Genomic DNA, 26106 nt, shown 5'->3' with positions numbered 1-26106 from the left:
CTCCAGGCGAAGCCGAAGACGGTCGCCGCGGCGAGGGTCGCCAATGCCACGAGCAACCCTTCCATCGCACGAGTGCAACCCGGCGATGCCCGGAAATCTTCCCCTATACCGGGTCGAAAAACCGGGTCACGGCCCTTCCAGGGTCAGCAGCAGCCGCCCGGCCGCGTCCACGACCTCGAACCGCTCGATCTCGCTGGGAGTGAGGCTGGTGTTGCCGGTGAAGGAGTAGTCGGCCTCGCTGGTGTACCGTGCCTCGGCCGCGATGGCGCCGCCGGCGACCTTCTTGGTGTCGTCCGCGCCGACCGCGATCAGGTCGCAGCGCGCGCCCGGCGGCATACCGTCCAGGCTGACCTCGACCCGGCTGCCGTTCTCCTCGGCGAAGACCCGCACCTGGCCGCTGATCTTGCCGTCCTTGCCGCGCATCGTCAGGGCGGGCACCTGCTGTGCCAGCGCGGCCGAGTCGTCGGGCGCGGCCTTCGGCACGACGGCATCGCTGGCGGCCTCCCCTGGCACCTCCTCGGCCCCGCTGTCCCGTGCGCTCAGGGAGGTGGCCTCCTGTGTGGTCGCCGTGTTGGTGATGGTGGTCACCACGACCCCGCCGCCGGCCACCACCACGGCCGCTGCCGCCGCCGCGAGCAGCACGCGCGACCTGCGCCGCCGCCGGACCCCCGCGTCGAGCATGCGGTCCAGCACGGCCCGCGGCGGACGCACCGCCTGGGCGACGTCGCCTGCGGAGACCCGCCCCAGGAAGGCGGTGACCCCCACCAGCTCGTCGTACTCGGCGCGGCACTCGCCGCATTCGGCAAGGTGCGCCTCGACGACCACCGCCTCGTCGGCGTCCAGTGCCCGCAGCGCGTGCGCGCCGAGCGACAGGCGTACCTCCTCACACCGCATCATGGCGCGAGCCCCCGCTCTTCGAGCGCCAGCTTCAGCGCCCGCAGGGCGTAGTAGGAGCGCGACTTCACGGTGCCGGCCGGAATGCCCAGCTCCTGCGCCGCCTCCTTCACCGAACGCCCCCGGTAGTAGACCTCCATCAGTACCTCGCGATGCTCCGGCCGCAGCGCCCCCAGCGCCTCGGCCACGGCCCACGACTCCACCGCGCGCTCCAGCTCGTCCTCGGCGGGGAGCACGGCCAGCGCCTCGTCCCCCGTCTCCTGCGGGCGCGACTTGCGCGCCCGGTGCTGGTCGACGACGAGGTTGCGGGCCACCGTGAACAGCCACGCGCGCACCGGCCGGCCGGAAAGCGCGTCGGGATGCCGCCACGCCCGCAGCAGCGTCTCCTGCACGACATCCTCCGCACGTCCTGGATCACCGGTCAGCCGCAGGGCGTAGCCGTACAACGGCCCGCCATGCTCGTCGAAGAGGGCCCTGATCAGCTCCTCGTCGGCGGTACCCGCGACTGGACTCACACCCTCATCACGTACGGCGCGCAGGCGCGGTTCACCGGACGGCCGCCGCTCCCGCCCCCGGCGGTCATGCCCGAAGCGGAACATCGTTCGCCTCACCGGTCACTCGCAGTCCTTCCGGGACTATTTCCACGGCCGTCACCTTCAGGCCGAGCGGAAGGCCCTGTACCGGGATCGTGTACGTCATCGATCGCGTCGCCTCCGGCGGAACCGGAATGCCGCCCGCCACGACCACCTTGACCGGCGCCAGCCGTACGCCGCCCTTGACCACGTCCACCTTCAGGTCGGCCGAGACCGGAACCGGCACCCCGCGCAGGTTGATCTCGCCCGCGATCTTGAGGGTACCGCCGTCGCCGGACAGCTTGACGCCCTTGGGGGCGCGCTGCTCGATCACCGCCAGCGGCACGGTCACCGTCCCGGTGACCCGCTCCGCGGTGATCTCCGCGCCGGACGGGCTCTGGATGAGGTCGAGCAGCGGGGCGGACACGCCGTAAAGAGTGGCGGTCACGCCGGAAAGCCGTACGCCCTTGCGGGTCAGCGAGCCGATCTGGAGGTTGATCTCGTCGTAGCGCCCGGCGACCGCCTGGGTCAGGAACGGGATGCCGTTGATCGTCACGGTGGGCTGGGTGCTCAACTTGTACTGTGCGGCCACCTGCTTGGCGATCTCGCGCTCCACCCCCGCCACGGACACGCGGTCCACCACACCCAGCACGACGGCCAGCACGATCAAGAAGACGACCAGCTTGCGCATCGCTCTCCTTCGATGGGCGCGACTCCTGCGGCTGACCCGAACACTACGGAAGCCAAGGATCAACCGCCAGCAAAGGGCGGAAGTACCTCTACCGTCGATCCTCGCCGCAATTCCACCGTGGCGTGGTCGCGCCTGCCGACCGGGTCTCCGTCCACCAGGAACGACGACCTACGGATCACCTTCGCCAGCTCGCCGCGGCTGCGGGTGACCTCGGCGAGCAGTTCGCCGAGCGTGGCCGCCTCGAACGGCTCCTCGGCGATTCCCGCCGCCTCCTTCGCCGCGGCCCAGTAGCGGATCGTTCCCGTCGCCATCGGCCTTTCGTCCCTTCTCGCCCCACTGGTTATGACCATAGCGCGGGCACCCGATACCGGTCCGTTATCCTCACTACATGGGACGGGCCGCCCGCGTGGCGGGCCGTCCGGCCGTCCAGGCCGGAAGGAGGCGGAGCCTGTTGAGCAATCTGCTCCTGCTCACCAACGCCCTGGAGCCGTCCGCCGAGGTGCTGCCCGCGCTCGGCCTGCTGCTCCACTCCGTGCGCGTCGCGCCCGCCGAGGCGTCGGCGCTGCTCGACGCGCCGCCGTCCGACGCCGTGCTGGTCGACGCGCGGCGCGAGCTGGTCCAGGCCAAGAGCCTGTGCCGGGTGCTGCGGACCACCGGGATCGACTGCCCGCTGCTGGTGATCGTCACCGAGGGCGGCCTCGCCGCGATGAGCGCCGAGTGGGGCGCCGACGACGTGCTGCTGGACACCGCCGGCCCGGCCGAGGTCGAGGCCCGGCTGCGGATGGCCATCGGCCGGCGGTCGGTCGCCGCCGCCGAAGAGGTGCCCGACGAGATCCGCAGCGGCGACCTGAGCATCGACGAGGCCACCTACACCGCCCGGTTGCGCGGCCGGGCGCTCGACCTCACGTTCAAGGAGTTCGAGCTGCTGAAGTACCTGGCCCAGCACCCCGGCAGGGTCTTCACCCGCGCACAGTTGCTGCAGGAGGTCTGGGGTTACGACTACTTCGGCGGCACCCGCACGGTCGACGTCCATGTCCGGCGGCTGCGCGCCAAGCTGGGCGCCGAGCACGAGTCGCTGATCGGCACCGTCCGCAACGTGGGCTACCGGTTCGTGCCCGATCGTGGGGGCGAGCAGCACGCCGAGGAGCGCGAGCCCGCCCACCACTGAGCCTTCGGGCTACGGGACCACGGTGATCCGGTCGGTCGCCGGGGGCGAGACCGGGGAGTTCGCGGTGAAGTGGCTCACCAGCGCGTCGATGTCCAGCGGGCCGCTCCACACGTCGGTCCCCTCGGTGAAGACCGAGAAACCGTCGCCGCCGCCCACGAGGAAGTTGTTGGCGGCCACCCTGATCTGCTGGGTCTCGGTGACCGGCGTCCCGTTGACCTTGATGCCGGAGACCTTCGAGCCGACCGGCGCCGAGGCGCTGACGGTGTAGGTCAGCGACGCGGACGGCTGGAGCACCCGGTTGACCTGGTACTGCTGTTCGAGCAGCGCGTCGAGCCGGGCCCCGGTCAGCGTGACGACCTGCATCAGGTTGTTGAACGGCTGGACGGTGAACACCTCGCCGTACGTCACCACGCCGTCGGGGGCGTGGGTGAGGTCGGCGCGGATGCCGCCCGGGTTCATCAGCGCGATCTCGGCGTTGCCGCCGGACTTGGTCGCGGCGAGCTGGGCGTCGGCGATCAGGTCGCCCAGCGGGGACTCCCCTGACGGGCCCGGCGTGCGGGTCAGGTCGGCGGTGATGGTCCCGACCTGCCGGTTGGCGACCTCCGAGACCCGATCCTTCCAGGTACGCACGAACCGCTCGATCTCCGGGTCGGCCGGTACGTCACGGGTGACGACGTGGTTGTCCACCGCGACGGTGGAACGCACGACGTCCTTGGTGCGGGTGTCCACCTTGAAGTCCAGCGTGGTGAGCACCCGGCCGAACGACGAGCCCTGGCTGACGTGGCGGTCGGCGCCAGCCGGGTCCTTGATCTTGCAGACGTACGCCTGGTGGGAGTGCCCCATGACCACCATGTCCACCTCGGGGCTCACCCCCGAGGCGATCCGGCTGCCCGCGCCGACGATCACCGGGCAGGCGTCCGGGCTCTGGTTGGGGGTGACCTGGTCGCCCTCGTGGACGAGTAGGACCTGCGCGCGTACGCCGAGCAGCCGCAGCGCCCGCGACGTGCGGTTGGCCGACTCCACCTCGTCGGCGAAGGTCAGGTCCTTGATCCCCTCGGCCGTCACGATGGAGGGAGTGGTCTTGGTGACCAGCCCGATGAAGCCGACCTTGACTCCGTTGATCTTCTCGATCGAGAACGGGGCCAGCGCCGGGAGGGCAGGGGCCTTCTTGAAGCGCACGTTCGCGCCCAGGTAGTCGTAGCGGGCCCCGCGCCACTTGCCCGCGGGCGAGCAGCCGTCGGTGGGGTGGCAGCCGCCGTGCGAGATCCGCAGCAGTTCGCGGTAGCCCTCGTCGAACTCGTGGTTGCCCACCGACGACACCGAAAGGCCCAGCTTGCCGAGCAGTTCGACGGTCGGCTCGTCGTGGTAGGCGGCGGAGATGAGCGGGGTCGCGCCGATCAGGTCGCCCGCGGCCACCACGGTGCTGTCCCGGTTGGCCAGCGCCTTGATGTGGGTGGCCAGGTAGGCGGCGCCGCCGGCGTCCACCGTCTGGCCGGCCTCGTTGACGATCCGGCCGCCGGAGCCGGTGGGCGGCTCCAGGTTGCCGTGGAAGTCGTTGACGGCGATCAGCCGTACCGGGACGGTCCTCGCCTTGCCGGCCGCCTGGCCGGCCTGGGCCGCCTTGCCCGCCGCGGCGGCGGGGACCGGGCCGCCCAGCGCGAGCGCCATGCAGACCGCGGCCGAGAACCCGGCCGCCGCGGCCCACCGCACTTTGGAACGTGACGTCATGGCCCCTGACAGTAAGCCGACGATCTATGCGGCGAATGTCCTAGAGGTAACGAATCAACCCCCCGGAAGATGGCGTCTTTTGCCGCTGGATCTAGGCTTCAGCCATGGATGCGCAGGTCGAAACGCGGGGCGGGCTCGACGAAGAGGACACCGCCGGAGTGCTGGCCCTCGTGGACGCGGCCACCGCGGCCGACGGTGTACGGCCGCTGAACGAGCACGTCATGCTGCATCTGCTGCACGGCGGCGAAGAGCGGGCCAGGGCCGTGCTGCTGCGCGCGCCGGACGGCTCGGTGGCCGGGTTCGCCCATCTCGACCCGGCGGACGACGCCGAGGGCTCCAGCGGCGAACTGGTGGTGCACCCGGCGTGGCGCGGCCGGGGGTATGGCGGGGCGCTGCTGGCCGCCGTGCTCGCCGAGGCGGGCGGCCGGCTGCGGCTGTGGGCGCACGGCGACCTGCCCGCGGCCGGGCGGCTGGCCGCGTCGGCGGGCCTCACCCGGGCCCGCTCGCTGTGGCGGATGCGGCGGTCGCTGACCGAACCGCTGCCGGACTTCCGGCCGCCGGCGGGCGTACGGCTGCGCACGTTCGTCCCTGGACAGGACGAACAGGAGTGGATCGGGCTGAACGCCCGCGCCTTCGCCGACCACCCCGAGCAGGGCGCCTGGACGCTGGACGACCTCAAGCTGCGCGAGCAGGAGGAGTGGTTCGACCCGGCGGGGTTCTTCCTGGCCGAGCGGGACGGCGCACTGGTGGGCTTCCACTGGACCAAGGTCCACGCCGGGGAGGAGCACGGGCCGCTTGGGGAAGTGTACGTGGTCGGGGTGGACCCGTCCCGGCAGGGCGGCGGGCTCGGCCGCACGCTCACCCTGGCCGGGCTGCACCACCTGCGCGACCGCGGCCTCGCCCAGGTGATGCTGTACGTGGACGAGGCCAACCAGGCGGCGATCAGGGTGTACGAGCGGCTGGGGTTCGCCCGCTGGGACACCGACGTGATGTACCAGAAGGGCTGAGCCCGGTTCCGTTACTCCAGGAGCCAGTGGAAGGCCAGATAGCTCAGCGCGGCGACCAGCCCGGCGGCCGGGATCGTGAGGACCCACGCGGTGATGATGTTGCCCGCCACCCCCCAGCGCACCGCCGACAGGCGCTTGGTCGCGCCCACGCCCATGATCGCGCTGGTGATGGTGTGCGTGGTGGAGATGGGCGCGCCGAAGGCCATCGCCGCGCTGTAGAGCACGCCGGCCGCGGCCGACTCGGCGGCGAAGCCCTGTGGCGGGTCCAGGGCGATGATGCGGCGGCCCAGCGTACGCATGATCCGCCAGCCGCCCGCGTACGTCCCGAGCGAGATCGCCCCCGCCGCGGCCAGGATGACCCACTGCGGGATCGGGTCCTCGGTGGTCGCGTGGCCGCCGACCACCAGCGCCAGGAAGATCACGCCCATCGTCTTCTGGGCGTCCTGGAGGCCGTGGCCGAGCGCCATCGCGGCGGCCGACACGGTCTGCGCGTAGCGGAAACCGCGGTTGGCCTTTCCCGGCTGTGTGCGACGGAAGATCCAGAAGATCGCTATCATGATGATCGCGCCGAGCGAGAAGCCGATGAGCGGAGACAGGATCATAGGCACCACCACCTTCGCGAGCACACCGTCCCAGTGCACGACCGCGGATGCGGCGAGCGCCGAGCCCATCAGCCCGCCGATCAGGGCATGGCTGCTGGACGATGGGAGTCCGAAGTACCAGGTGATGAGGTTCCAGGTGATCGCGCCGACCAGTCCGGATCCGACGACCACCAGCCCGTGCGCCCCCGCGGGCGGATCGATGATCCCTTTGCCCACGGTGTCGGCGACGGCCGTGCCGAGATGCGCCCCGAGGAAGTTCATCGCCGCGGCCATGAACAGCGCGGCCCTGGGGGTCAGGGCGCGCGTTGACACCGACGTCGCGATCGCGTTCGCCGCGTCGTGGAAGCCGTTGGTGTAGTCGAAGACCAACGCCACGACGATGACGCCGATGACGAGTGCTAGCTCCACTGTGCCTTACTAGCTTTCCTTGACGGCGATCGACTCGATGGTGTTGGCGACGTGCTCGAACGCGTCGGCGGCCATCTCCAGTTGGTCGATGACCTCCTTCATCTTGAGCACCGTGAGCGCGTCGTACTCCCCGCCGAACAGCTTGGCGAGCAACCTGCGGTAGATCTGGTCGGCCTGGTTCTCCAGCCGGTTGATCTCGATCCAGTACTCGTTGAGGTTCTTCATCGAACGCAGCCGGGGCATCGCCTCGGCGGTCAGCTCGGCGCCGCGCTCCAGCACCTCGACCTGCCGGATGACCTCCTTGGGCAGATGGTCGATCTTGTACAGCACGATCAGATCGGCGGCGGCCTCCATGTAGTCCATCACGTCGTCGAGGTTCGAGGCGAGGCGGTAGATGTCCTCGCGGTCGAAGGGCGTGATGAAGCTCTCATTGAGCCGCTTCATGATCGCGTGGGTGCGATCGTCGCCCGCATGTTCGCAGGCACGCATCTTCTCGGCGAGGGCCTGCCGATCCGACCCGTCGCCGATGATCTCGACCAACAGGCGGGACGCGGTGACCAGGTTGTTCGCCGAGTCCGCGAACAGGTCGTAGTAACTGTCCTCACGGGGCGTGAGACGCAGGCGCACGTCGTTCTCCAGATGTGCGGGGATGGTCCGCAGAGAAGAGTACGGGTAACCAGCGGATATGCGAACTTCACCCGCTTGTCACCCGGTCTTCTAGCTCTGGCTACCCCCGTTGTGATCCCTGACACCAACATTGGGAGGCTCTTGGCCTTCGCCCGTTTTGCTGGACTTTGATGGCTTTTTGCCGACCCGTAGGCATCCTATGGCCTGGTGACCGCGTCTGGTCGGTAGCGGGTGCCCGTGTCTAGATCCGCGTCCTGTGGAAGTTCAGGTACGAGCGCGACGGAGTCGGGCCGCGCTGGCCCTGGTACCGGGAGCCGTACTTCGCCGAGCCGTACGGATGCTCGGCCGGCGAGCTGAGCCGGAACATGCACAACTGCCCGATCTTCATCCCCGGCCACAGTTTGATCGGCAGCGTCGCCAGGTTGGACAACTCCAGCGTCACGTGCCCCTCGAACCCCGGATCGATGAACCCGGCCGTGGAGTGCGTCACCAGCCCCAGCCGCCCCAGACTGGACTTCCCCTCCAGCCGCGACGCGATGTCGTCCGGCAGGCGGATCACCTCATAGCTGCTCGCCAGCACGAACTCCCCTGGATGCAGAATGAACGGCTCGTCCCCCTCCGGCTCCACCATCCGCGTCAGATCGGGCTGTTCGACAGCGGGATCGATGTGCGGATAACGGTGGTTCTCGAACACCCGGAAGTAACGATCGAGCCGCACATCGATGCTGGACGGCTGGATCATCGCCGGCTCGAACGGATCCAGCCCGACCCGCCCGGTTTCGATCTCCGCGAGAATGTCACGATCGGAAAGCAGCACGTGAGGCAACCTACCGGCTCCACCCCCCAGCCGGACAATGGCTCGAACCACCCACGCTTTCCGCTAGAGTGGTCTCGCGCCTCAACGCACGCGGGTGTAGTTCAATGGTAGAACTTCAGCTTCCCAAGCTGACAGCGCGGGTTCGATTCCCGTCACCCGCTCCAAACCCCTCTCAACAGGGACAGCACCTTCCCCACAGCCCATGCCGCTGTGCCCCCAACGGCCCTCGCTCCGCTCGGACTGTTCCTATTTGTGTCGGGCTCCGCCCGACGCCTGCGCCACCGCCTCCCTCTGCCACACGCCGACGGCCCCCACATGAACCAGCACCGCCATCAGGTCCCCGAGCCCGACTCCTGACGCGGCGACCAGCACGCCGCCCAGTAACGTAGATCACGAACCACGTACGACCAACCGGTCACCTTGTCGGAGCCGCTCCAGCGCAGCGGGCCGCCCTTGAGCCCCCGAGAGGATCAATGCGTCTCCCTCCGGCTTGACATAGGTCTCCAGGCGTTCGGCGAGAACCGGGATGATCGCTTGGGGAATGCCGCAACGCGCCGACCAGCTCGCGACTTCGGCGGCCGAGCACCATCTCCCCCGTTGACCGTTCGACGAAAGCCAAGCGGACGCGAACGGTCCCGGCTTCCCGGTCAAGGGCGGCACAAGCGCCGCCACGCGGGCCGCGCTCGACTCAGCACTGCCCTATTCCTCAAGCACTCGCCAGCTTTGTGCCCACCAACCTTCACCGCTGGTGTCCTGCACTACTGACACGATCACGTCATCGACAATCTCAATGACGACCATCTCCCACAGGCTGTCGCCGAAGTCGTACGTGCCGCAATGCCTACATCCCTCCAGGACGCCCTGAGCAAGCACACGGTGATGGCCGCGTTCACCCTCCACAGCCCGCATGTACTCCTAGATCAGATGCTGACCCACCTCATAGTCAATGAGGTCTGTCGCCCCGAACCAGAACTGCGCAGTCCAGGTACCAGCTACACCGCAGCTCGGGCAAGTGAGCGGCTCGGGCAACCTCACCGTGTTGAACAACCCCATAGCTCATGCTCCATGCAAGCCCTCTGACCGGCCAACCTCTTTACGCCTCCGGCGGGGCCACTCCGGCTCCGAGATGATCGCCGCGCGATCCACAGGGCCGCAGGTGGCCTGAGGTGGCCTGAGGTGGAAATTTGATCAACTCGTGGGCGGGGGTACGCGGGTGGGCGCAGCTCGAAGGTGAAGCGCATCCGTATGTTCCCAACGCAAGATTGTTCCCGTAGTAGGGCCGAAGTCCAGCGGTCGCTACGCCGTTGCAGGAACATACTGAGTCCGGCGAAAACGCTCCGCCCTCATCTGACCGAGCCGACGATCATCGCCGAAATCGACCAATGGCTCGCCCTGTGGGAAGAGCTCCCATGACCACCCCGCCGAACCGCAGGCCGGTGAGCGGTCATCCCTCGACGTAACGGGCGAGGGCCGCGGCGGCTCCCTCCACATCATCGGCGGGATGCCGCCGTTCGGCCGACTGCCAGGAGTAGTATGCGCCGCCGTACCCGACGATGACCCACACCGGCATGCCCGGCATCCGCCGCCGGATGAGCAATGCGGGGCCGTCGGTCCGCAACTCGCCCTGTATCGCGCGGCGAAGCAGCGCGTCCCGCAGCAGGGTCAGCTTGTCCGCTTCATCCTCGACGTGCCGGGCTCCCAGTGCGACGGCGGTCAGCCGCGCGGACATTTCTGAGTTCATGGCTCATCGCGCTTTCTTGATTCGCCGGCGCTCTCTGCGTCGAGCGCCCAGGTGACGTAACGTGGTCGGTCGATGACAACTTCATCGGCAATGCACGGCCACGAACCCCCCTGAGAAGACCCCCTCTTAACCCTTTTCGATCCTCCAGGCGGAAAGAAGGGCGCTGATGGCAGCAGAACAGCAGAATGCCCGGTTTTGGGAGTGGCGCATCAAGGCAGACTTGTCACGGGGCGAAATGGCAAAGATGGTCAACCTCACCCACAGCGGCATCAAGTACGGCCTTGTCTGCGATGAGGAACGTATCCGTCGGTGGGAGACAGGGGAAGTGTCCTGGCCTCGGGAGCCGTACCGGCTGGCTCTGACCGAACTGACTCGACTCGCTCCCGAGGATCTGGGGTTCACCCCGACAAGGCGGGGCATCAAGGCATGTCCTGAGCTTCCCCCGATTTCCATTGATACCCTCGTGAACAAGACATCAGCGACTGATCCCCCGAGCCGGGGAGAGGACGACGTGCGACGCCGTGAGTTCGTCGGGCTAACCGGGGGCGTCCTGTTCTCGGCGGCTCTTGATGAGCCGGGCGACGACGCCACCGACGATCTGGCCATGGCCCTGGTCGGCCGTTTTTCACATACTGATCGTCCGGTCCGGCTCGGCCTGCTCACCCAGGCCGTCGCTACCGCCAAAAGGGATTACCAAGCCTGCCGCTACGGCGCGGTGGTCGCGGTACTGCCGGGCCTGTTGCGCGATCTTCAGGCGGCGTGCGTGACATCGGAGGGCGATGCGCGGCTACGAGTCCACGCGTTGTCCGCCGAGGCGCACCATGTCACCGCGTCCATTCTGTTCAAACAGGAAGACAAGGGAATGGCCTGGCTGGCCGCCGATCGCAGTGTGCGGGCCGCCGAGGCGAGTCAGAGCCCGCTCGTGATCGGTTCCAGCTCGCGTATCGTCGTACACGCCCTGATGGACGGCGGGCGGCATCGTGCCGCCACTGATTTCGTCCGTGCAGCCGCTCACCGTATGGGTACCGAACTGCGTACCGACGCGTCCGCGGACGAGTTGTCGATCTATGGGTCGCTGCTCCTGCGCGGGGCCGTCGCCGCCGCCAAGGGGGGTGATCGGCATACCGCCGTGGAGTTCCTTGACGAGGCGGCCGACGCGGGCCGCAGGCTCGGGCACGAGGGGAACCACATGTGGACCGCCTTTGGTCCGGGCAATGTGCTCTGCCATCGGGTGAGCGTCGCCCTGCGGCTGGGCGACGCGGGTACCGCGATCGGGTACGCCCGGGAAGTGGACATCCGGGCTCTCCCGATCAACGAACGCAAGGGCGTGCTGTTCCTTGATACATCTCGTGCGTTGCTGATGTGCGGGAAGCACGATCGAGCGCTGCATGTACTGCGGGCCGCCGCCGACATCGCGCCCGAGGAGGTCACCGGCCGGCCCGGCGGGCGGCGCTTGCTGCATGACATCGGTACGACGGCCCCGGCCGGTGTCGGGCGCGAAGCCCGGGAGTATGCCGCTGCGATGGGAGTGTGGGTGTGAATCGGGCGGTTCTGTACATCGTTGTGTGCGGGGCCGGGCCTGCTGGGGAGGTCGGGCGGCTGGTGGGTATGGCGCAGGAGGACGGGTGGGCGGTTCAGGTCATCGCCACGCCTTCCGCGCTCGGGTTCATCGACGCCGAGGCTTTGGAGAGGCAGACCGGCCGGGCGGTTCGCAGTCGGTATCGGGGGGCCGGGGAGCCGAGGAGTCCTCGGGCGGACGCCGTCATCGTGGCTCCGGCCACGTTCAATACCATCAACAAGTTCGCCCGGGGAATAGCCGACAACTATGCCCTGGGGGTGCTTTCCGAGGCGCCGGGTTTGGGTATTCCCGTGGTCGTCCTGCCCTTTGTCAATGCAGCGCTTGCCTCCCGTGCTCCGTTTCGCCGTAGTGTGGCTGATTTACGTGGCGAGGGTGTCCGGGTGCTGCTTGGGGCGGGTGGGTTCGAGCCGCATCCGGTGGGGGCGGGTAATCAGCGGTTCGAGGGTTATCCGTGGGGGCTGGCGCTCAAGGGGCTGGATGGGTGAGGAGGGCCGCGCGTATTGGGGCGAGGGCGGCTTGGGCCTTGGGGAGGGCGCCGCTGTCTTCCCAGAGGTCGCGCCATTCGGAGTCGTCGCCGAGGATGCGGTCGATGGCGCGGACGGCGAGCGGGGCGAGGTCGGTGGGAAGGTCGATGGGGGCGCCGCCGGTCAGGAAGTCGGGGCCGTACACGTCGTCGATCTCAGGGCCGCCGGGGCGTTGGGCGGCGACGATGGCGGCGGCGGCTATCGCCGCGCAGGCTTCCCTGCTGTCCAGGTAGCCGTCCGCGTTCGCGGCGTCGGCCAGGGCTCGGCGGATCATGTCGAGCCGTTCGGCCGGTGCGGCGTCGTTCAGGTCGCCGCACCAATCGGCGGCAGTGTCATTGTCGAACGGTCCCACGTCCCAGGTACCCATCCAGATCCCACCATTCTTTCGCAGCCCGCGGGGTCGATGACGATGCCGGCGATGTCGAGTCCGTCGAGCATACGGCGTAGGGCGGGCTCGCTGAGCCGGATCCAGCTCTGCTCGCCGCCGAGTACCTTCGCCAGCAGGGCGGGCGAGGAGAAGGCCACCGCGGTCCGCTCGCCCGCCGCGGTACGGAACAGCCGGAGCGCCGCGGCGACCCGCCCGGCGCGTATGGGCACGTAAAACGGTTGGGCAGGCATCGGATTTCCTCCTTGGACAAGGCGTGCAACCGTGACGTTAGGCCCGTTGGAACGACGTCGGCCCCGTTCCTACGCGATCTGGACGGGGAGCCCGGGAGTACTTACGCGATGTTGACATGCCGCCAATGGAGGCGGCGAGGGAACAGCGACGGTGGGTCTGCCTGCCAGGGCGGCCGTATTCGCCGCCTCCGGGGCTCACGATAGGCATTTACTTCTTCGCCCGGACGGTAAATCGCAAAGTCCGGGATAATCGATGGCTATGGCGTAAATGATGAGGTTTTTCGCTGTGGTGGGGCTTTAGGCTCGGCGCCAGGCGAGGAGGCCGTCGGGGGCGTCGGACCGGGTGAAGCCGGCGGCGGTGAGTTCGGGCTCCAGGACGTTCCAGCTCGGGCGGTAGGCGTTGCCGACGATGTCCTCCTCGTCGATGACCTTGCCGTCCGCGATGACCCGATAGACCGTGCGGTACCTGATCCACCCCTCCCCCGACTCGATGACCTCCGCGAAGGACGCGTAGGTGTGCCGGCCCACCTGACGGGAGTCGATCTCCTTGAGGGGGTGCGGGGCCGGGAGGTCACCGTCGCGCCAGGTGAAGACGAGCAGGCCGCCCGGTTCCAGCGCGCCCGCGAGCACCGGCCAGAGCCGCCTGCGGTACTCCGGCTTCATCGCGTACATGACGTTGATCATGACGATGGCCTCGACCGGCTCGGCCAGGTCCAGGCTCATGGCGTCGTACGGCAGCACGGTCACCCGCTTCAGAAGTTCGGGGCGGCCGGTCAGGCGGGAGAGCAGGATGCCGCGCATGCCGGCCGAGGGCTCCAGGGCGAAGATCTCGGCGGGGGTGCGGTCGGCCAGGGTGGTGGTGATCAGACCGGACCCCGCCCCGATCTCCAGGATGCTCCGCCGCACGCCGGTGAGCAGCGGTGGCAGCTTCTCGCGGACCGCCGGGACGTGCGCGTTCTCATGGAGCAGGTCATAGAAGGGAAGGGAGATGAAGTCGGTCATGGCGCGCCACACTACTGCGCATCCACCCAATTCGACGCCCGAGAACCCGACTTTCGGAGGGGGCCGTACGGGGGTCCACCGGCCTACTCTGATGCCTGTGATCCGCGACAGGGCCTTTGACGCGCTGGTGGTGGTCGCCTGCCTGATGCTGAGCGCCGAGCATCTCGACAAAGGCACAGCGGTGGTGGTGGTCGCCGTCGCGCTGCTGCCCGCGCTGCGCAGGCGCGCGCCGCTGGCGGTGGCCTGGCTCACCGCCGCCGCCACGGCGGTGCTGACCCTCTCCGGCACGCTCCCCGCCGACCAGGACGCGCTGTGGTGGCCGCCCGCCGCGCCCTTCGCCGCGTACGCCCTGATGGCGTTCACCACCGCCCGTGGACCGTCCGTCATCGCCGCCGCGGTGGCGCTCGTCGCGCTGCCGCTCGCGTCGTCCACCGAGCCGGGCCTGCGTACCGCGCTGTTCACCGCGGGCGCGGTGCTGCTCGGCCTGTACGTCACCGCGCGCCGCCAGCTCATCGCGACGCTGCGCGAGCGGGCGGAACGCGCCGAGCGCGAGCGGCACCTGCTCGCCGAGCAGGCCCGCGGCGAGGAGCGGGTACGGCTGGCCGCCGAGATCCACGACCTCGTCACGCATCGGGTGACCCTGATGGTGCTCCAGGCGGGCGCGCTGAACGTGTCCTCGGCCGACGCGGCGACCCGGGAGTCCGCCGAGTCGCTGCGCGCGACCGGCTGTCAGGCCCTTGACGAGCTGCGCGAACTGGTCGGCGTACTGCGCGGGGGCGACCCCGGCGACCGTCCCGCGAGCCGCAGGAACGAGGCCGCGCCACTGCCCGCCCTGGACGACATGGTCGCCGAGTCGGCGTCCGTCGGGGTGGCCGTCGAGCTGGTGGAGTCCGGGGAGCGCTCGCCGGTCTCCCCGGCCGTCGGCCGTACGGCGCGGCGGGTGGTCCAGGAGGCGCTGACCAACGTGCGCAAGCACGCCCCCGGGGCCGGCGCCAAGGTCAGTGTCGAGTACGCGGGCGACGCCGTACGGCTGAGCGTGCGCAACACCGCGCCCGCAGAGGCCGCCGACCCCGCCCTTGTCGGCACCGGCCCGGGCACCGGGCTGCTCGGCCTGCGGCAACGGGTCGCGCTGGTCAACGGCACGCTGCGGGCGGGCCCGGACGGCGAGGGCGGGTTCGAGGTCGAGGTGACGCTGCCGAAGGAGGTGCCCGCGGGCACATGAACGGACCCGAGGAGCCGGTCCGGGTCGTCGTGGTGGACGACGAGCCGATGGTGTGCGCCCACCTGCGGACGATTCTGGACTCTTCCGGCGACATCACCGTGGTCGGCGAGGCGCACGACGGCGCGGCGGGCGTGGAGGCGGTGGTCCGGCACCGGCCCGACGTGGTGCTGATGGACCTGCGGATGCCGGAGGTGGACGGGATCACCGCGATCGGGCGCATCGCGCAGTTGGCCGCCCCGCCGTACGTCGTGGTGCTGACCACCTTCGACGCCGACCACTACGTGCTGCGCGCGCTGGACGCGGGCGCGTCGGGGTTCCTGCTGAAGTCCACGCCGCCGCGCGAGCTGATCGGGCTGGTACGGGTGGCGGCGGGCGGGCACACGGTGATGTCCCGGACGGCCACGAGCAGCCTGCTCACGGCCGGTGGGCGGCGCCGCGAGGAGCGGGACCGGCGTACGGCGCTGCTCGCGGAGCTGACCGAACGGGAGCGGGAAGTGCTGGCGTGCGTGGCCCGGGGCATGTCGAACGCCGAGATCGCCGCGGCGCTGTTCGTCGGCGAGGCCACGGTGAAGGGGCACGTCTCACGGGTGCTGGCCAAGACCCAGTGCGCCAACCGGACCCAGGCGGGCCTGCTCGCCTACGAAGCGGGCCTCACCGGCTGATCACTCGGGCAGGATGTGCCCCAGCAGCAGCTTGCCGGACAGCACCGGCGCGAACCACGCCACCTCGACCGGGACCGCGAGCAGCGTCACGCTCACCGTGGACGCCAGCGCCGCCACCGCGAACGCCACCGGACGCCGGAGTGCGGCCGGCGTCGCGAGCACGCCCAGCGCCCCCGTCACCACCAGGCCGTACACGGCCACGGCCGCCCCCCACCCGAACCCGGGCACGAGCAGCGCCAACAGGAAGGGGTGGACGTGGCCCGCGACGAAGAGGAAGTGGTGCCGGGCGGTACGCCCCGGCCGATGGAAACGGCGTTTGGCGGACGCGGTGGCGTTGACGACCGTCCCGCCGAACAGGTCGAAGCCGACCAGGGCCAGGAACGCGACCACCGGCCAGGCGTGCCCGGCCCGCGAGCCGATGACGGCCACCAGCGTGGCCCCGGCGACCGCCGTGGCGTAGGCGGTCACCGTCTCGCCCCGGGTGGCGTCGGGGGCGACGAGCATGTCGCCGACGGCACGCGGCAGGCGGGCGGCGAAGGTGACCCGGTTCATCGCACCCCGCTCACGCACACTGCGGCGATGGGCCCGGCAAGTTCGTTGATCGGGAGAGCCGGATCGATGATCCATTGCAGCAGGCAGCCCTCGATCGCCCCGACGATCACGGTGGCCTCCGCCACGCCCACACCCTGCCGGGCCGAGCCTTCGGCCACGGCCTCCGCCAGCAGGGCGGCGATGACCGTGCGGTATTCGCGGTAGATCTCGGCCATGTGCAGTGGCAGGCCCTCCTCGCGCGCGCCCGAGCCGTACAGGTCGAGCAGCAGACGGGCAAGCTCGGGGCTGACGGTGACCGAGGTGATCACGTCGCGGATCAGGCCGGCGAGCCGGTCCAGGGGCGGGGCCTGGGTGGTACGGGCCCGGCCGACGATCTCCCGCGAACCGGCGGCCAGCGCCTCGAACGCGGCGTGCAGGATCTCCTCGCGGCTGTCGAAGTAGAGGTAGACGCTGCCCTTGGCGATCCCGGCCTCGGCCGCGACGTCTTCGATCCGGCTGGCGGCGAACCCGCGGCGGGCGAAGACCCGCACCGCCGCCTCCAGGATCTCCTGCCGCCGCGCGGGCTTGTCCACGCGTTTGGGACTCATCATGCCAGCATTATGACTGACCGGTCAGTCATAGTCCATCCGCGGCCGGGAGGGCAGCAGGGTGCGCAAGACTGGGCGGGTGACCGACGACGACCGGCCCGACCCCCTGGCCAGCCCTTCCCTCATCGTGCTCACCCTGGCCCGGCAGGCCGAGGCCCGGCTCAACGCCGCCCTCGCGCCGCTCGACCTCACGGTGAGCAGGTTCGGCATGCTCGGTCACATCGCCGCGGTGCCGGGCATCTCGTTCAGCGACCTGGCCAGGATGGCGGGGATCACGGTGCAGAGCGCGCACGCGGCCGTGCGGGCACTTGTGGGCGCGGGACTGGTACGCGACAACACGGCCCGCGCCGGCTCGGCCTCGGCGATCGAGATCACTCCCGAGGGCGCGCGGCTGCTGGAGGCGGCGAAGGTCGCGCTGCGGGAGGTGGACGAGGAGCTGTTCGGCCCGGACGCCGACCCGATCAGGCGGCGGGTGGCCGAGACCATCCGCGCGGTGTTCGCCCTGGAACCCTGACGTGCCCTCCACGAGCCCGCGACGACCCCTTCAGGGACCCTGAAGGTTGCGTGCTAGGCTTCAGGCCCCCTGAAGGTTATGGAGGAGAAGCCGTGCAAGCCCTCCTGCTCGTAGTGCACATCGCCGGCAGCATCCTGTTCGTCGGCGGTTCGGCCATCGCCACGAGCCTGTTCCCCCGCTACGCGCCGCTCGCCGTCACCACCGCGGAACGCAGCCACGCGGTGGCCGCCGCGCTGCACCGCATCACCCGCGGTTACAGCATCGCCGGCCTCATCGTGCCGGCCGCCGGGCTCGTCCTGGCCGTCATGCAGGGCCGTACCATGCAGCTCTGGGTCGTCCTCGCGATGATCCTCACCGCCGTCGCGGGCGGCCTGCTGGCCCTGCAGATCTACCCGCGGCAGCGCGACGCGCTCGCCACCCCCGGCGACCAGGCCGGGCTTCGCACCCTGTCCATCCTCGCCGGCGTCTACAACCTGTTGTGGACCGCCATCGTGGTGCTGATGGTCGTCCAGCCCGGCTCGGGAGCGGCCGGATGAGCGGGCTGCCGGTGCTGCGGTTCGCGTCCGCCGTGGAGGCGATCTCGCTGCTCGTCCTGCTGGGCAACCTGGTCACCCTGCACGCCAGGCCGGTCAGCGCCGTCGTCGGCCCGCTGCACGGCGCGGCCTACCTCGTGGTCATCATGATCACCCTGCTGGCCCGCGCGCCCATCGTGCCCGGGGTCCGGCTGCGCGCGCTCATCCCCGGCATCGGCGGGCTGCTCGCGGTACGACGGCTGAAGCGCGGCGACGCCCGCGAGCGCTAGTCACCGGTGCAACATGCCGATCCGTACCGGGACGCCCGCCGACGCGTGCAGCAGCGGCGAGCCGTACGGCTCGGGGAGGCCGCCCGCCTGGAGCAGGCTCTGGCCCAGGCCGCGCAGGCGGGCGTGCCGCAGCGGCCAGCGCGGGTGCTCGACCGTGGCCGTGGCGAGCCGTCCGGCCATGCGGGTGAAGAGCCGGTAGCGTTCGATCAGGAAGTGCGATGTTTCGTCGTACTCGTCTTCGGTGTACGCCTCGCCCATCTCGATCTCGGCGTCACCGCGCGCCCCGCCCGGTCCCGGCCGGTAACGGCGGCACCGGTAGCGCACCCGCGGCCCGGCCGTACCGACCGACATGCGCGACCAGTAGTAGGGCAGCCCGAAACCCGCCCGCCCGCCGAGCACGGCGGGCAGCCGCGCCGCGTCCAGCGACAGGAACCAGATCCCGCTGCGTCCCTGCCGGTCACGGACGTAGGTCCGCACGTTCGTCTCAGGGAACCTCGACAACCACGGTACGGCGGGCAATCCGGGCGGGCGTACCCCCTCCATCATGAACATGGCCAGCCCCACCCAGGCGTCATCGAGGTACGTCTCCACCGTGAGCCCATCGGGCAGCAGCCTCTGAACGACCGGGGCCGGATAGCGCCAGTGCGCGAACGTCATCCACGACCAGCGCTGGTACATGACCGGCAACGGCCTGGCCGGCTCGCTCACCATCGGCGCGCCGGTGGGCCGTCGCCGGGGTGACTCCGCAGGTCCACCCACATCCTCTCGATCATGGTCAGGGCCGCACGATAGCACGCGCCCATCACCGATCGGGGGTGAGGGCGACGCCGTCCGCGTAGCCGGGGATCAGTTCCTCGCCCGCCTTCTTGCCGCCCCACACGATGATCTCCTTGCCGGTCCACACCGAGGCGTACGCCTCCCGCGCCACCCCCCGATGCGCCGGCAGCGCGATCCAGCGGCGCTCGGCCGGCAGGTAGGCCCGCCCGCCGCGCGGGCCGCCCGTCCAGAACGCGACGGCGTCGCCCGTCCACACGGCAGGCCCCCAGCCGGCCGGCGTGCGCGGGGCGAGCGGCAGCCGCTCCCAGCGGCCGGTGGCCGGTACGAACGCGCCGGTGGGAGCGAGCGGCCTGCGGTAGGGGCGCACCCGGCCGCCGTCGATCCGTTCCGGGTACGGCGAGATGAGCAGCACCCGGTCGCGCCACCAGATGGCCCGGTCGGCCCAGCCCTTGGCGAGCGGCGAACGCGGCAGCGCGCGCCAGGCCGAGCCGTCGTAGGCGGCCCCTGCCAGCGCGTGCCCGCGCGGGCCTCCCGTGAAGACCTGGAACTCCTTGCCGGTCCACACGGCGGTGTGCTCGTAGAACGGTGGCAGCGGCGCGCGCGGCAGGGTGCGCCAGGTGCGGGTGGCCGGGTCGTAGGCGGCGCCGTCGGCGCGCTGCCGTCCGGGGCCGGTGGCCACGTCGTACCCGCCGTAGACGACCACCTCGGTACCGGTCCAGGTGGCCGACGCGCGCACCCGGCCGATGGGGGCGGGGGGCAGCGGGGTCCATCGGTCGGTCCTGGGGTCGTAGAGCGCGCCGTCCGGCGACGGGTGGCGTCCGTCGATGTCGTCCGCGCCGCCCCAGGCGAACAGGTGGCGGCCGGTCCACACGGTGGCCATGCCGTACCGGACACCGAACGGGATCGTGGCCAGCCGGCGCCAGCGGTTTCGGGCGGGGTCGTAGGCGGCGCCGTCGTTGAACTCGCGCATGGCCCCGGTGGGCCTGGTGTAGGTGCCGCCGCCGTACACGATCATCTCGGTCCCGGTCCAGAACGCGAGCGCCCCCATCCGCCCGGCGATCGGCGCGGCCGGGACCACCCGGACCGGCCCGGGAGCGGCCACCGCGGACACCGTGGTGATCAGGCACACGCCTGCCATGAGAAGTAATCGGAGCCGCACACTCCCAAGACGGCCGGGCCGCGGCCGGGGTTCAGCCCGGCAGGGTCTCCCCGCCGATCGGGGCCAGGACCTCGCCCGTGTAGTAGGACGACAGCTTCTCCGACGCGAAGAACACGTACGACGGGGCGATCTCGTCCGGGTCGGCCGCCCGCCGCATCGGCACGTGCTGCCCGAACATCGCGACCTTCTCCGGCGGCAGGGTGGCCGGGATCAGCGGCGTCCAGACCGGGCCGGGGGCCACCGCGTTGATCCGGATGCCGCGCTCGACCAGGTTCTGCGCCATCGAGTAGGTGAACGCGTTGATCGCGCCCTTGGTGGCCGCGTAGTCGATCAGCGACTTGTTGCCGCGCAGCCCGTTGATGGACGAGGTGTTGATGATCGCGCTGCCCGCCTTCAGGTACGGCAGCGCCGCCTTGGTCACCCGGAAGTAGCTGTGGATGTTGACCGCGAACGTGTGCTCCCACTGCTGGTCGGACAGTTCCTCCAGCGACTCGACCCCGGCCTGGTAGGCGACGTTGTTCACCAGGATGTCCAGCCCGCCCAGTTCGCTGACCGCCTGCTGGACGGCCGCCTGGCAGTGGCTCGCGTCGGCGAGGTCGCCGGGGATGAGCACGCACTGCCGTCCGGCGGCCTCGACCAGTTTCTTGGTGTGCGCCGCGTCCCCGTGCTCACTCAGGTAGGCGATCGCGATGTCCGCGCCCTCCTTGGCGAACGCGACGGCGACCGCGCGCCCGATCCCCGAGTCGCCGCCGGTGATCAGCGCCCGTTTGCCGGCCAGCAGGTCCCGGCCCGCGTAGTCGCGCATCTCGTCGTTGGGCCCCGGTGCCATCTCGCCGGTCCGCCCCGGGTACGGCTGGCTCTGCTCCGGCCGCTCGCTGTTGGATTGCTCTGCCATGCCCTCCGGGTGCCCGCGCTCGCGTACGGCTAACGCCACCCCGGGGACAAGGCGTCTTCCCATTCCGCATCGGGCTGTAACCATGTGTTCCCCTCCGGCGACAATCAGGTACCAGTCGTCGTCAGGAGGCCGGATGCCCACGTCGTCGCCAGTGCCCGGCGGCCCGCCCGACCCGGACCGGGTGCAGCACAGGGAGGACTTCGCCAGGGAGCTGTCGCTGCTGCGCGAGCAGGCCGAGCTGACCGTCCGGCAGGTGGCCGCCAAGATCGGCGTCCAGGGGGCGCACACGACCGTGGGCGACTGGTTCGCCGGTCGCGGGCTGCCCGCCGGCGCCTCCCGCGACCTGCTGCTTCGGGTGCTCGACGTGTGCGGGGTGCGCGACCCGGAGCAGGCCGAACGCTGGCTGGCGGCCTGGCGGCGGGTACGCCGGGCCCCCGGGCCCCGGCCCGCCGGCCCTGAGCCGTACCGGGGGCTGGCCGGGTTCCAGCCGGAGGACGCCGAGTGGTTCTTCGGCCGCCGGACCCTGACCGGCCTGCTCGTCGACCGGCTCGCGACCGGGGCGGGGGTGCGGGTCGTGGTCGGCGCGTCCGGCTCTGGGAAGTCCTCGCTGCTGCGCGCCGGGCTGATCGCCGCGCTGCGCGGCGGGGCGCTGCCCGGTTCCGCGGACTGGCCGATCGAACTGTTCACCCCTGGCCCCCGGCCGGTGGAGGAGCTGGCGGCCAGGCTGGCCGCCCTGGCCGGGGCACCCGCCGCCGAGGTGGCCGATGCGGTACGCGCCGACCCGGGCCGCTGCGCGGACTACGCGGGGAAGGCGGGCGGCGGGCGGCCGGTGCTGGTGGTCGACCAGTTCGAGGAGCTGTTCACCGCGTGCGACGACGAGGGCGAGCGCCGCCTGTTCGTGGCCGGGGTGTCGGCGGCGGCCACGGGCGGGGCGCTGGTGGTGATCGCGCTGCGCGCCGACTTCTACGCGCCCGCGCTTCGCCACCCGCAGTTCGTGGACGCCGTACGGGCCGGTCAGATCACCGTCGGGCCGATGAGCGCGGCCGAACTTCGCGAGGCGATCGTCGAACCCGCCCGCCGGGCGAAGACCCCGATCGAGGACGGCCTGGTCGAACTCCTCCTCCGCGACGTCGCCCCAGCCGGCAGGCATACGGTAGGTGCGCACGAGCCGGGGGTGTTGCCGTTGCTGTCGCACGCCCTGTACGCGAGCTGGCGGCACGGACGCGGCAAGAAACTGACCGTCGCCGACTACCGGGCGGTCGGCGGCATCGACGGCGCGGTCGCCGCCACCGCCGGCGCGGTCTACGACGCGCTGTCCGCCGAGCGGCAGGAGGTCGCCAGGCGGCTGTTCCTGCACCTGGTCCACCTGGGCACCGACACCGCCGACACCCGCCGCCGGGCCACCACCACCGAACTCCTCGCCGCCCGCGGCGACGCCTCCCGGGCCGAGACCGAGGACGTACTGGACCGGTTCATCGCGCAGCGCCTGATCACCGCCGACACCGGCACGGTGGAAATCAGCCACGAGGCGCTGCTGACCGCCTGGCCCCGGCTGCGGTCCTGGCTGGACGCCGACCGGGCGGGCCTGATCGCCGGACGCCGGCTGGTGGCCGCCGCGGAGTCCTGGCAGCGCGACGGGCGCGACCCGGGGGCGCTCTACCGGGGCGCGCGGCTGGCCGCCGCCCAGGAGTGGATCGGCGACCACCGGGCCGAGCTGCCGCCGCTGGCCCTCACGTTCTTCGACGCGAGCGTGCGCCACGCGCGCCGCCGTACCCGCAGGCTGTACCAGACCATCGGCGCGCTGCTGCTGTCGCTGGTGCTCGCGCTCGGCGCGTCGTTCGCGGCGATCCGCGCGGAGGGCACGGCGACCCGGCAGCGCGACGAGGCGCTGTCGCGGAAGGTCGCCGCGGAGACCACCGCGCTGCGCGCCACCAACCCGGCGCTGGCCGCGCAGCTCGCCCTGGCCGCGTACCGGCTGGCCCCCACCGCCGAGGCCCGGGGCGGCCTGCTCAGCAGCCTGTCCGCGCCCTTCGCCACCCGGGTGACCGGCCACCGCGCCACGGTGTTCGGCGTGGCGTTCCACCCCGGCGGGCGGGTGCTGGCCACCGCGAGCGCCGACGCCACCGCCCGGCTGTGGAACGTTACCGACCTGGGCCGCCCGCTGCCGCTCGCGGAGCTGACCGTGCACACCGACGACGTCACCGACGTGACGTTCAGCCGGGACGGCGAGCTGCTGGCGACGTCCAGCAGTGACGCCACCGGCAAGGTGTGGGACGTCTCAGACCCCCGGCGTCCGAGGCTCCTGGCCACGCTCACCGGCCACGGGGGCCGGATCTCGGAGATAACCTTCGCCCCGGACGGCCGCACGGTGGCCACCGTGAGCGAGGACGAGACCGCGCGGCTGTGGGACATCACCGACCGCACCCGCCCGAGGACCCTCGCCACGCTGCCCGGCGTCTTCAACGAGACGGCGTTCAGCCCCGACGGGCGCACCCTGGTCGCGGCGGGGAACGACGCCCGGGTCTGGCGCTGGGACGTCGCCGACCCCGCCCATCCGGTGGCGCTGCCCGCGCTCACCGGGCACGCCGACCGGGTGCTGGCGGCGGCGTTCAGCCCCGACGGCCGTACCCTGGCCACCGGCGGCTTCGACAACGCGCTGCGGCTGTGGGACGTGGCCGACCCGCGCCGGCCCGCGTTCCTGGCCGAGCTGCCCGGCCATGAGAGCGGCATCGTGTCGATCGCGTTCGCCGCCGACGGGCACACGATCGCCACTGGCAGCTATGACCTGACCGCGCGGCTGTGGGACATCTCCGACCCGAAGTTCGCGGGCGCGCCGGTCACGCTGGGCGGCCATGGCGACGTCGTCTACGGGGTCGCGTTCGACCCGTCCGGCGGCATGCTGGCCACCGCCTCCAAGGACACCACGGTACGGCTGTGGAACGTACGGTCGCCGGTCATCGGCGGGCACACCGGGACGGTCAACGCGGTGGCCTACCGCCCGGACGGCAAGGCGCTGCTGGCCGGGAGCTACAAGACCTCGCAGTTGCTGGACCTCGGCGAGCGGGGGCGGCCCGCCGTACGGGCCAGGCCGGGCGGGCACACCGACAACGTCTCCGGCGCGGCGTTCGCCCCGGACGGCCGTACGCTGGTCACCGCCAGCCTGGACCGCACGCTGCGGCTGTGGAACGCCGAGCGCCCGGAAGAACCACCGGCCAGGCTCATCGGGCACACACTGAACGTCACGGGCGTCGCCTACCACCCGCGCGGGCACATCGTGGCCAGCTCCAGCCAGGACACCACCGCCCGGCTGTGGGACGTCGCGGACCGCCGCCGCCCGGTCCCGCTCGCGGTCCTGCCCGGCCACACCGACGCGGTGGACGACGTCGCCATCGCCCCGGACGGCACACTGCTCGCCACCGCGAGCGCGGACGGCACGGCACGGCTGTGGGACATCGCCGTCCCCGGCCGGCCCCGCCCCCTCGCCACGATCACCGGGCACGGCAACGCGGTCATGAACGTCGACTTCCATCCCGGCGGGCGGCTGCTCGCCACCGCGGGCGCCGACGGCACCGCCCGGCTGTGGGACATCACCGCTCCCGCCGCCCCGCGCCCGGTCGCCACGCTGACCGGCCACGCGAACGCTGTCTCCGACGTCGTCTTCCACCCCGGCGGGCGGCTGCTGGCCACCGCCAGCTTCGACGGCACAGCCCGGCTGTGGGACATCACCGACCCCAGCGGGCCCGGCGACCCCGCCGCGCCCGGCCCGCCGGCCGTACTGGCCGGTCACACCGCCCGGGTGCTGTCCGCCGCGTTCAGCCCCGACGGCTCCACCCTGGTCACCGGCGGCGCGGACTTCACCGCCCGGCTGTGGGACACCGACCTCGGCCGGGTCGCCGGGCAGGTCTGCGCCCTGGCCCATCCCCCGGTCACCCGCGCGGAATGGAACCGCTACCTGCCCGGCACGGCCTTCCGGCCGCCCTGCCCGCGCCCGCTATCGTGGGGCGGATGACCGGCGACGAGACGCGCGAGGGAGTGCCGCTGACCAACCTCGGCGGGCCGCTCTTCGACGGCGCGAACGCCACCAAACGCGACCTGGTCGACTACCTCGACCAGATCAGCGACCGTCTTCTGCCCGCCCTGCGCGACCGGCCGCTGTCCGTGCTGCGGGTGCGTCCGGGCCAGGCCCCCTTCATGCAGAAGAACGTGCCGAAGTACGCCCCCGACTGGATCCGGACGGTCTCGCTGTGGGCGGCGGCCTCCCAGCGGCAGGTGTCCTATGCGCTGTGCGACGACCGGCGGACGCTGCTGTGGTTCGCCAACCAGCGGGCGGTCGAGTACCACCCGGCGCTGGTGCGCGGCGAGCACGCCACCCACATGGTGCTCGACCTGGACCCGCCCGAGGGCGAGCCCTTCCGGGCGGTCGTGGCCGCGGCGCTGCTGGTCAGGCAGGCCCTGGCGGACGCGGGCCTGTCCGGCGCGGTGAAGACCAGCGGGGCCAAGGGCGTCCACATCTTCGTACCGGTGGTCCCGGGGATCGCCATGGAGGACCTGGCGGCGGCCACCCGGGCGCTCGCCGTACGCGCCGAACGCCTGGACCCGGCCCTCGCCACCACGGCCTTCATCAGGGAGGACCGCCAGGGCAAGGTCTTCCTCGACTCCACCAGGGCGGGCGGCGCGACGATCGTCGCCGCCTACAGCCCGCGGATCCGCCCCGGCACCCCGGTCTCCTTCCCCGTCGCCTGGGACGACCTCGACCGCGTCTCCCCCGCCGACTTCACCGTCCACACCGCCGTCGGCCTCCTCGCGGGCACCGACCCCTGGTCCACCCTGATGCCCGCCCCCCAACCCCTCCCCGCCGACCTGATCGAACAGGGCCACACCATCCCCGTCGCCCGCGTCCAGGCCATGCACGAGGGCAAACGCCGCGCCCGCGCCCGCCGCACAGGAGACGGCTGAAC

General features: G+C 71.3%; 29 protein-coding genes and 1 tRNA gene. 12 read left to right on the top strand and 18 right to left on the bottom strand.

Annotated elements, in window-relative coordinates:
- Nucleotides 1–126: 126 nt before the first annotated feature.
- The 4 genes from ACH34R_RS04170 to ACH34R_RS04155 are packed head-to-tail and all read right to left on the bottom strand — an operon-like array spanning nucleotide 127 to nucleotide 2468.
- On the bottom strand, nucleotides 127–897 hold the full coding sequence (locus ACH34R_RS04170; RefSeq protein WP_397559950.1) for an anti-sigma factor family protein: 771 nt from the start codon (nucleotides 895–897) through the stop codon (nucleotides 127–129).
- Nucleotides 894–1493: a sigma-70 family RNA polymerase sigma factor gene (locus tag ACH34R_RS04165; protein WP_111169718.1), complete on the bottom strand. Its 600-nt coding sequence runs from the start codon at nucleotides 1491–1493 to the stop codon at nucleotides 894–896. The genes ACH34R_RS04170 and ACH34R_RS04165 overlap by 4 nt, the downstream gene beginning before the upstream one ends.
- Nucleotides 1474–2157 carry a DUF2993 domain-containing protein gene (locus ACH34R_RS04160; protein ID WP_111169719.1) on the bottom strand — a complete coding sequence of 228 codons (684 nt, stop codon included), beginning with the start codon at nucleotides 2155–2157 and terminating at the stop codon, nucleotides 1474–1476. The genes ACH34R_RS04165 and ACH34R_RS04160 overlap by 20 nt, the downstream gene beginning before the upstream one ends.
- 59 nt (nucleotides 2158–2216) lie before the next feature.
- Entirely contained in the window at nucleotides 2217–2468 is a 252-nt protein-coding gene (locus ACH34R_RS04155) for a MoaD/ThiS family protein (RefSeq protein WP_397559949.1), read from the bottom strand.
- 140 nt (nucleotides 2469–2608) lie between these two features.
- Between ACH34R_RS04155 and ACH34R_RS04150 the strand changes: the two genes are divergently transcribed.
- The gene (locus ACH34R_RS04150) at nucleotides 2609–3325 is read left to right on the top strand and encodes a winged-helix domain-containing protein (RefSeq protein WP_397559948.1); all 717 of its coding nucleotides are present in this window, start codon (nucleotides 2609–2611) and stop codon (nucleotides 3323–3325) included.
- A gap of 9 nt (nucleotides 3326–3334) precedes the next feature.
- On the opposite strand, the gene ACH34R_RS04145 is transcribed toward ACH34R_RS04150, so the two are convergent.
- The gene (locus ACH34R_RS04145) at nucleotides 3335–5053 is read right to left on the bottom strand and encodes a bifunctional metallophosphatase/5'-nucleotidase (protein ID WP_397559947.1); all 1719 of its coding nucleotides are present in this window, start codon (nucleotides 5051–5053) and stop codon (nucleotides 3335–3337) included.
- A gap of 104 nt (nucleotides 5054–5157) precedes the next feature.
- Here ACH34R_RS04145 and mshD point away from each other — a divergent pair, with 104 nt between their 5' ends.
- The gene (gene mshD / locus ACH34R_RS04140; RefSeq protein WP_397559946.1) at nucleotides 5158–6060 is read left to right on the top strand and encodes a mycothiol synthase; all 903 of its coding nucleotides are present in this window, start codon (nucleotides 5158–5160) and stop codon (nucleotides 6058–6060) included.
- An 11-nt stretch (nucleotides 6061–6071) separates the two neighbouring features.
- On the opposite strand, the gene ACH34R_RS04135 is transcribed toward mshD, so the two are convergent.
- The 3 genes from ACH34R_RS04135 to dcd all read right to left on the bottom strand — a co-directional run bounded on the left by ACH34R_RS04135 (nucleotide 6072) and on the right by dcd (nucleotide 8514).
- Nucleotides 6072–7070, bottom strand: coding sequence for an anion permease (locus ACH34R_RS04135; protein ID WP_397559945.1), 999 nt, complete (start codon nucleotides 7068–7070; stop codon nucleotides 6072–6074).
- Nucleotides 7071–7079: 9 nt separating this feature from the next.
- A complete protein-coding gene (locus tag ACH34R_RS04130) occupies nucleotides 7080–7697 on the bottom strand; it encodes a DUF47 domain-containing protein (RefSeq protein ID WP_113979052.1) in 618 nt (205 codons plus the stop codon).
- 241 nt (nucleotides 7698–7938) lie between these two features.
- Nucleotides 7939–8514 carry a dCTP deaminase gene (gene dcd, locus ACH34R_RS04125; RefSeq protein ID WP_111169726.1) on the bottom strand — a complete coding sequence of 192 codons (576 nt, stop codon included), beginning with the start codon at nucleotides 8512–8514 and terminating at the stop codon, nucleotides 7939–7941.
- Nucleotides 8515–8604: 90 nt separating this feature from the next.
- Here dcd and ACH34R_RS04120 point away from each other — a divergent pair.
- A tRNA-Gly gene (locus ACH34R_RS04120) sits at nucleotides 8605–8678 on the top strand.
- A gap of 535 nt (nucleotides 8679–9213) precedes the next feature.
- Here ACH34R_RS04120 and ACH34R_RS04115 read toward each other — a convergent pair.
- The gene (locus tag ACH34R_RS04115; RefSeq protein ID WP_397559944.1) at nucleotides 9214–9423 is read right to left on the bottom strand and encodes a hypothetical protein; all 210 of its coding nucleotides are present in this window, start codon (nucleotides 9421–9423) and stop codon (nucleotides 9214–9216) included.
- A gap of 535 nt (nucleotides 9424–9958) precedes the next feature.
- Entirely contained in the window at nucleotides 9959–10255 is a 297-nt protein-coding gene (locus ACH34R_RS04110) for a hypothetical protein (RefSeq protein WP_397559943.1), read from the bottom strand.
- Between the two features lie 166 nt (nucleotides 10256–10421).
- Here ACH34R_RS04110 and ACH34R_RS04105 point away from each other — a divergent pair, with 166 nt between their 5' ends.
- Nucleotides 10422–11795: an XRE family transcriptional regulator gene (locus tag ACH34R_RS04105; protein WP_397559942.1), complete on the top strand. Its 1374-nt coding sequence runs from the start codon at nucleotides 10422–10424 to the stop codon at nucleotides 11793–11795.
- Nucleotides 11786–12319, top strand: a complete 534-nt coding sequence (locus ACH34R_RS04100; protein ID WP_397559941.1) for a flavoprotein — start codon at nucleotides 11786–11788, stop codon at nucleotides 12317–12319. Before ACH34R_RS04105 ends, ACH34R_RS04100 begins: the two co-directional genes overlap by 10 nt.
- Here the strand turns inward: ACH34R_RS04100 and ACH34R_RS04095 are convergent.
- The 3 genes from ACH34R_RS04095 to ACH34R_RS04085 all read right to left on the bottom strand — a co-directional run bounded on the left by ACH34R_RS04095 (nucleotide 12300) and on the right by ACH34R_RS04085 (nucleotide 13978).
- The gene (locus ACH34R_RS04095) at nucleotides 12300–12725 is read right to left on the bottom strand and encodes a DUF4259 domain-containing protein (protein WP_397559940.1); all 426 of its coding nucleotides are present in this window, start codon (nucleotides 12723–12725) and stop codon (nucleotides 12300–12302) included. The two genes, ACH34R_RS04100 and ACH34R_RS04095, sit on opposite strands and share 20 nt — an antisense overlap.
- Nucleotides 12662–12976 (bottom strand): SAV_915 family protein, encoded by a 315-nt coding sequence (locus ACH34R_RS04090; RefSeq protein WP_397559939.1) that lies wholly within the window; start codon nucleotides 12974–12976, stop codon nucleotides 12662–12664. Before ACH34R_RS04090 ends, ACH34R_RS04095 begins: the two co-directional genes overlap by 64 nt.
- Nucleotides 12977–13273: 297 nt before the next feature.
- Entirely contained in the window at nucleotides 13274–13978 is a 705-nt protein-coding gene (locus ACH34R_RS04085; protein ID WP_397559938.1) for a class I SAM-dependent methyltransferase, read from the bottom strand.
- 97 nt (nucleotides 13979–14075) lie between these two features.
- Here ACH34R_RS04085 and ACH34R_RS04080 point away from each other — a divergent pair, with 97 nt between their 5' ends.
- Both ACH34R_RS04080 and ACH34R_RS04075 read left to right on the top strand, forming a co-directional pair.
- Nucleotides 14076–15200: a sensor histidine kinase gene (locus ACH34R_RS04080; protein ID WP_397559937.1), complete on the top strand. Its 1125-nt coding sequence runs from the start codon at nucleotides 14076–14078 to the stop codon at nucleotides 15198–15200.
- Nucleotides 15197–15862 carry a response regulator gene (locus ACH34R_RS04075; RefSeq protein WP_397559936.1) on the top strand — a complete coding sequence of 222 codons (666 nt, stop codon included), beginning with the start codon at nucleotides 15197–15199 and terminating at the stop codon, nucleotides 15860–15862. The genes ACH34R_RS04080 and ACH34R_RS04075 overlap by 4 nt, the downstream gene beginning before the upstream one ends.
- Here ACH34R_RS04075 and ACH34R_RS04070 read toward each other — a convergent pair whose 3' ends face one another.
- On the bottom strand, nucleotides 15863–16432 hold the full coding sequence (locus tag ACH34R_RS04070; RefSeq protein WP_397559935.1) for a hypothetical protein: 570 nt from the start codon (nucleotides 16430–16432) through the stop codon (nucleotides 15863–15865).
- The gene (locus ACH34R_RS04065; protein ID WP_397559934.1) at nucleotides 16411–17004 is read right to left on the bottom strand and encodes a TetR/AcrR family transcriptional regulator; all 594 of its coding nucleotides are present in this window, start codon (nucleotides 17002–17004) and stop codon (nucleotides 16411–16413) included. Before ACH34R_RS04065 ends, ACH34R_RS04070 begins: the two co-directional genes overlap by 22 nt.
- A 76-nt stretch (nucleotides 17005–17080) precedes the next feature.
- On the opposite strand from ACH34R_RS04065, the gene ACH34R_RS04060 reads away from it, so the two are divergent.
- The 3 genes from ACH34R_RS04060 (at nucleotide 17081) to ACH34R_RS04050 (ending at nucleotide 18317) form a co-directional block, all read left to right on the top strand.
- A complete protein-coding gene (locus ACH34R_RS04060) occupies nucleotides 17081–17515 on the top strand; it encodes a MarR family winged helix-turn-helix transcriptional regulator (RefSeq protein WP_397559933.1) in 435 nt (144 codons plus the stop codon).
- A gap of 92 nt (nucleotides 17516–17607) precedes the next feature.
- Nucleotides 17608–18051: a hypothetical protein gene (locus ACH34R_RS04055; protein ID WP_397559932.1), complete on the top strand. Its 444-nt coding sequence runs from the start codon at nucleotides 17608–17610 to the stop codon at nucleotides 18049–18051.
- Nucleotides 18048–18317 (top strand): DUF3817 domain-containing protein, encoded by a 270-nt coding sequence (locus tag ACH34R_RS04050; protein ID WP_397559931.1) that lies wholly within the window; start codon nucleotides 18048–18050, stop codon nucleotides 18315–18317. The genes ACH34R_RS04055 and ACH34R_RS04050 overlap by 4 nt, the downstream gene beginning before the upstream one ends.
- On the opposite strand, the gene ACH34R_RS04045 is transcribed toward ACH34R_RS04050, so the two are convergent.
- The 3 genes from ACH34R_RS04045 to ACH34R_RS04035 all read right to left on the bottom strand — a co-directional run bounded on the left by ACH34R_RS04045 (nucleotide 18318) and on the right by ACH34R_RS04035 (nucleotide 21148).
- On the bottom strand, nucleotides 18318–19028 hold the full coding sequence (locus tag ACH34R_RS04045; RefSeq protein ID WP_397559930.1) for a YqjF family protein: 711 nt from the start codon (nucleotides 19026–19028) through the stop codon (nucleotides 18318–18320).
- A 91-nt stretch (nucleotides 19029–19119) separates the two neighbouring features.
- The gene (locus tag ACH34R_RS04040) at nucleotides 19120–20232 is read right to left on the bottom strand and encodes a Kelch repeat-containing protein (protein WP_397559929.1); all 1113 of its coding nucleotides are present in this window, start codon (nucleotides 20230–20232) and stop codon (nucleotides 19120–19122) included.
- Nucleotides 20233–20284: 52 nt separating this feature from the next.
- On the bottom strand, nucleotides 20285–21148 hold the full coding sequence (locus ACH34R_RS04035; protein WP_397559928.1) for an SDR family oxidoreductase: 864 nt from the start codon (nucleotides 21146–21148) through the stop codon (nucleotides 20285–20287).
- Nucleotides 21149–21281: 133 nt separating this feature from the next.
- On the opposite strand from ACH34R_RS04035, the gene ACH34R_RS04030 reads away from it, so the two are divergent.
- Both ACH34R_RS04030 and ACH34R_RS04025 read left to right on the top strand, forming a co-directional pair.
- Nucleotides 21282–25157 carry a helix-turn-helix domain-containing protein gene (locus tag ACH34R_RS04030; RefSeq protein ID WP_397559927.1) on the top strand — a complete coding sequence of 1292 codons (3876 nt, stop codon included), beginning with the start codon at nucleotides 21282–21284 and terminating at the stop codon, nucleotides 25155–25157.
- Entirely contained in the window at nucleotides 25154–26104 is a 951-nt protein-coding gene (locus tag ACH34R_RS04025) for a DNA polymerase domain-containing protein (protein WP_397559926.1), read from the top strand. The genes ACH34R_RS04030 and ACH34R_RS04025 overlap by 4 nt, the downstream gene beginning before the upstream one ends.
- Nucleotides 26105–26106: the final 2 nt, after the last annotated feature.

This window comes from Spongiactinospora sp. 9N601, assembly GCF_044326295.1.
In the GTDB taxonomy this organism is placed as follows: domain Bacteria; phylum Actinomycetota; class Actinomycetes; order Streptosporangiales; family Streptosporangiaceae; genus Spongiactinospora; species Spongiactinospora gelatinilytica.
The sequence above is the reverse complement of the archived record's forward strand: the minus strand, read 5'-3'. Positions and strand labels throughout refer to the sequence as shown.

Excerpts from the sequence above, each read along its gene's own strand:
- ACH34R_RS04170 (WP_397559950.1), bottom strand. The coding sequence starts at position 897 with ATGATGCGGTGTGAGGAGGTACGCCTGTCGCTCGGCGCGCACGCGCTG.
- ACH34R_RS04165 (WP_111169718.1), bottom strand. The coding sequence starts at position 1,493 with ATGTTCCGCTTCGGGCATGACCGCCGGGGGCGGGAGCGGCGGCCGTCC.
- ACH34R_RS04160 (WP_111169719.1), bottom strand. The coding sequence starts at position 2,157 with ATGCGCAAGCTGGTCGTCTTCTTGATCGTGCTGGCCGTCGTGCTGGGT.
- ACH34R_RS04155 (WP_397559949.1), bottom strand. The coding sequence starts at position 2,468 with ATGGCGACGGGAACGATCCGCTACTGGGCCGCGGCGAAGGAGGCGGCG.
- ACH34R_RS04145 (WP_397559947.1), bottom strand. The coding sequence starts at position 5,053 with ATGACGTCACGTTCCAAAGTGCGGTGGGCCGCGGCGGCCGGGTTCTCG.
- mshD (WP_397559946.1), top strand. The coding sequence starts at position 5,158 with ATGGATGCGCAGGTCGAAACGCGGGGCGGGCTCGACGAAGAGGACACC.
- ACH34R_RS04115 (WP_397559944.1), bottom strand. The coding sequence starts at position 9,423 with ATGCGGGCTGTGGAGGGTGAACGCGGCCATCACCGTGTGCTTGCTCAG.
- ACH34R_RS04110 (WP_397559943.1), bottom strand. The coding sequence starts at position 10,255 with ATGAACTCAGAAATGTCCGCGCGGCTGACCGCCGTCGCACTGGGAGCC.
- ACH34R_RS04105 (WP_397559942.1), top strand. The coding sequence starts at position 10,422 with ATGGCAGCAGAACAGCAGAATGCCCGGTTTTGGGAGTGGCGCATCAAG.
- ACH34R_RS04095 (WP_397559940.1), bottom strand. The coding sequence starts at position 12,725 with ATGGGTACCTGGGACGTGGGACCGTTCGACAATGACACTGCCGCCGAT.
- ACH34R_RS04090 (WP_397559939.1), bottom strand. The coding sequence starts at position 12,976 with ATGCCTGCCCAACCGTTTTACGTGCCCATACGCGCCGGGCGGGTCGCC.
- ACH34R_RS04085 (WP_397559938.1), bottom strand. The coding sequence starts at position 13,978 with ATGACCGACTTCATCTCCCTTCCCTTCTATGACCTGCTCCATGAGAAC.
- ACH34R_RS04075 (WP_397559936.1), top strand. The coding sequence starts at position 15,197 with ATGAACGGACCCGAGGAGCCGGTCCGGGTCGTCGTGGTGGACGACGAG.
- ACH34R_RS04065 (WP_397559934.1), bottom strand. The coding sequence starts at position 17,004 with ATGATGAGTCCCAAACGCGTGGACAAGCCCGCGCGGCGGCAGGAGATC.
- ACH34R_RS04050 (WP_397559931.1), top strand. The coding sequence starts at position 18,048 with ATGAGCGGGCTGCCGGTGCTGCGGTTCGCGTCCGCCGTGGAGGCGATC.
- ACH34R_RS04045 (WP_397559930.1), bottom strand. The coding sequence starts at position 19,028 with ATGGTGAGCGAGCCGGCCAGGCCGTTGCCGGTCATGTACCAGCGCTGG.
- ACH34R_RS04040 (WP_397559929.1), bottom strand. The coding sequence starts at position 20,232 with ATGGCAGGCGTGTGCCTGATCACCACGGTGTCCGCGGTGGCCGCTCCC.
- ACH34R_RS04035 (WP_397559928.1), bottom strand. The coding sequence starts at position 21,148 with ATGGCAGAGCAATCCAACAGCGAGCGGCCGGAGCAGAGCCAGCCGTAC.
- ACH34R_RS04030 (WP_397559927.1), top strand. The coding sequence starts at position 21,282 with ATGCCCACGTCGTCGCCAGTGCCCGGCGGCCCGCCCGACCCGGACCGG.
- ACH34R_RS04025 (WP_397559926.1), top strand. The coding sequence starts at position 25,154 with ATGACCGGCGACGAGACGCGCGAGGGAGTGCCGCTGACCAACCTCGGC.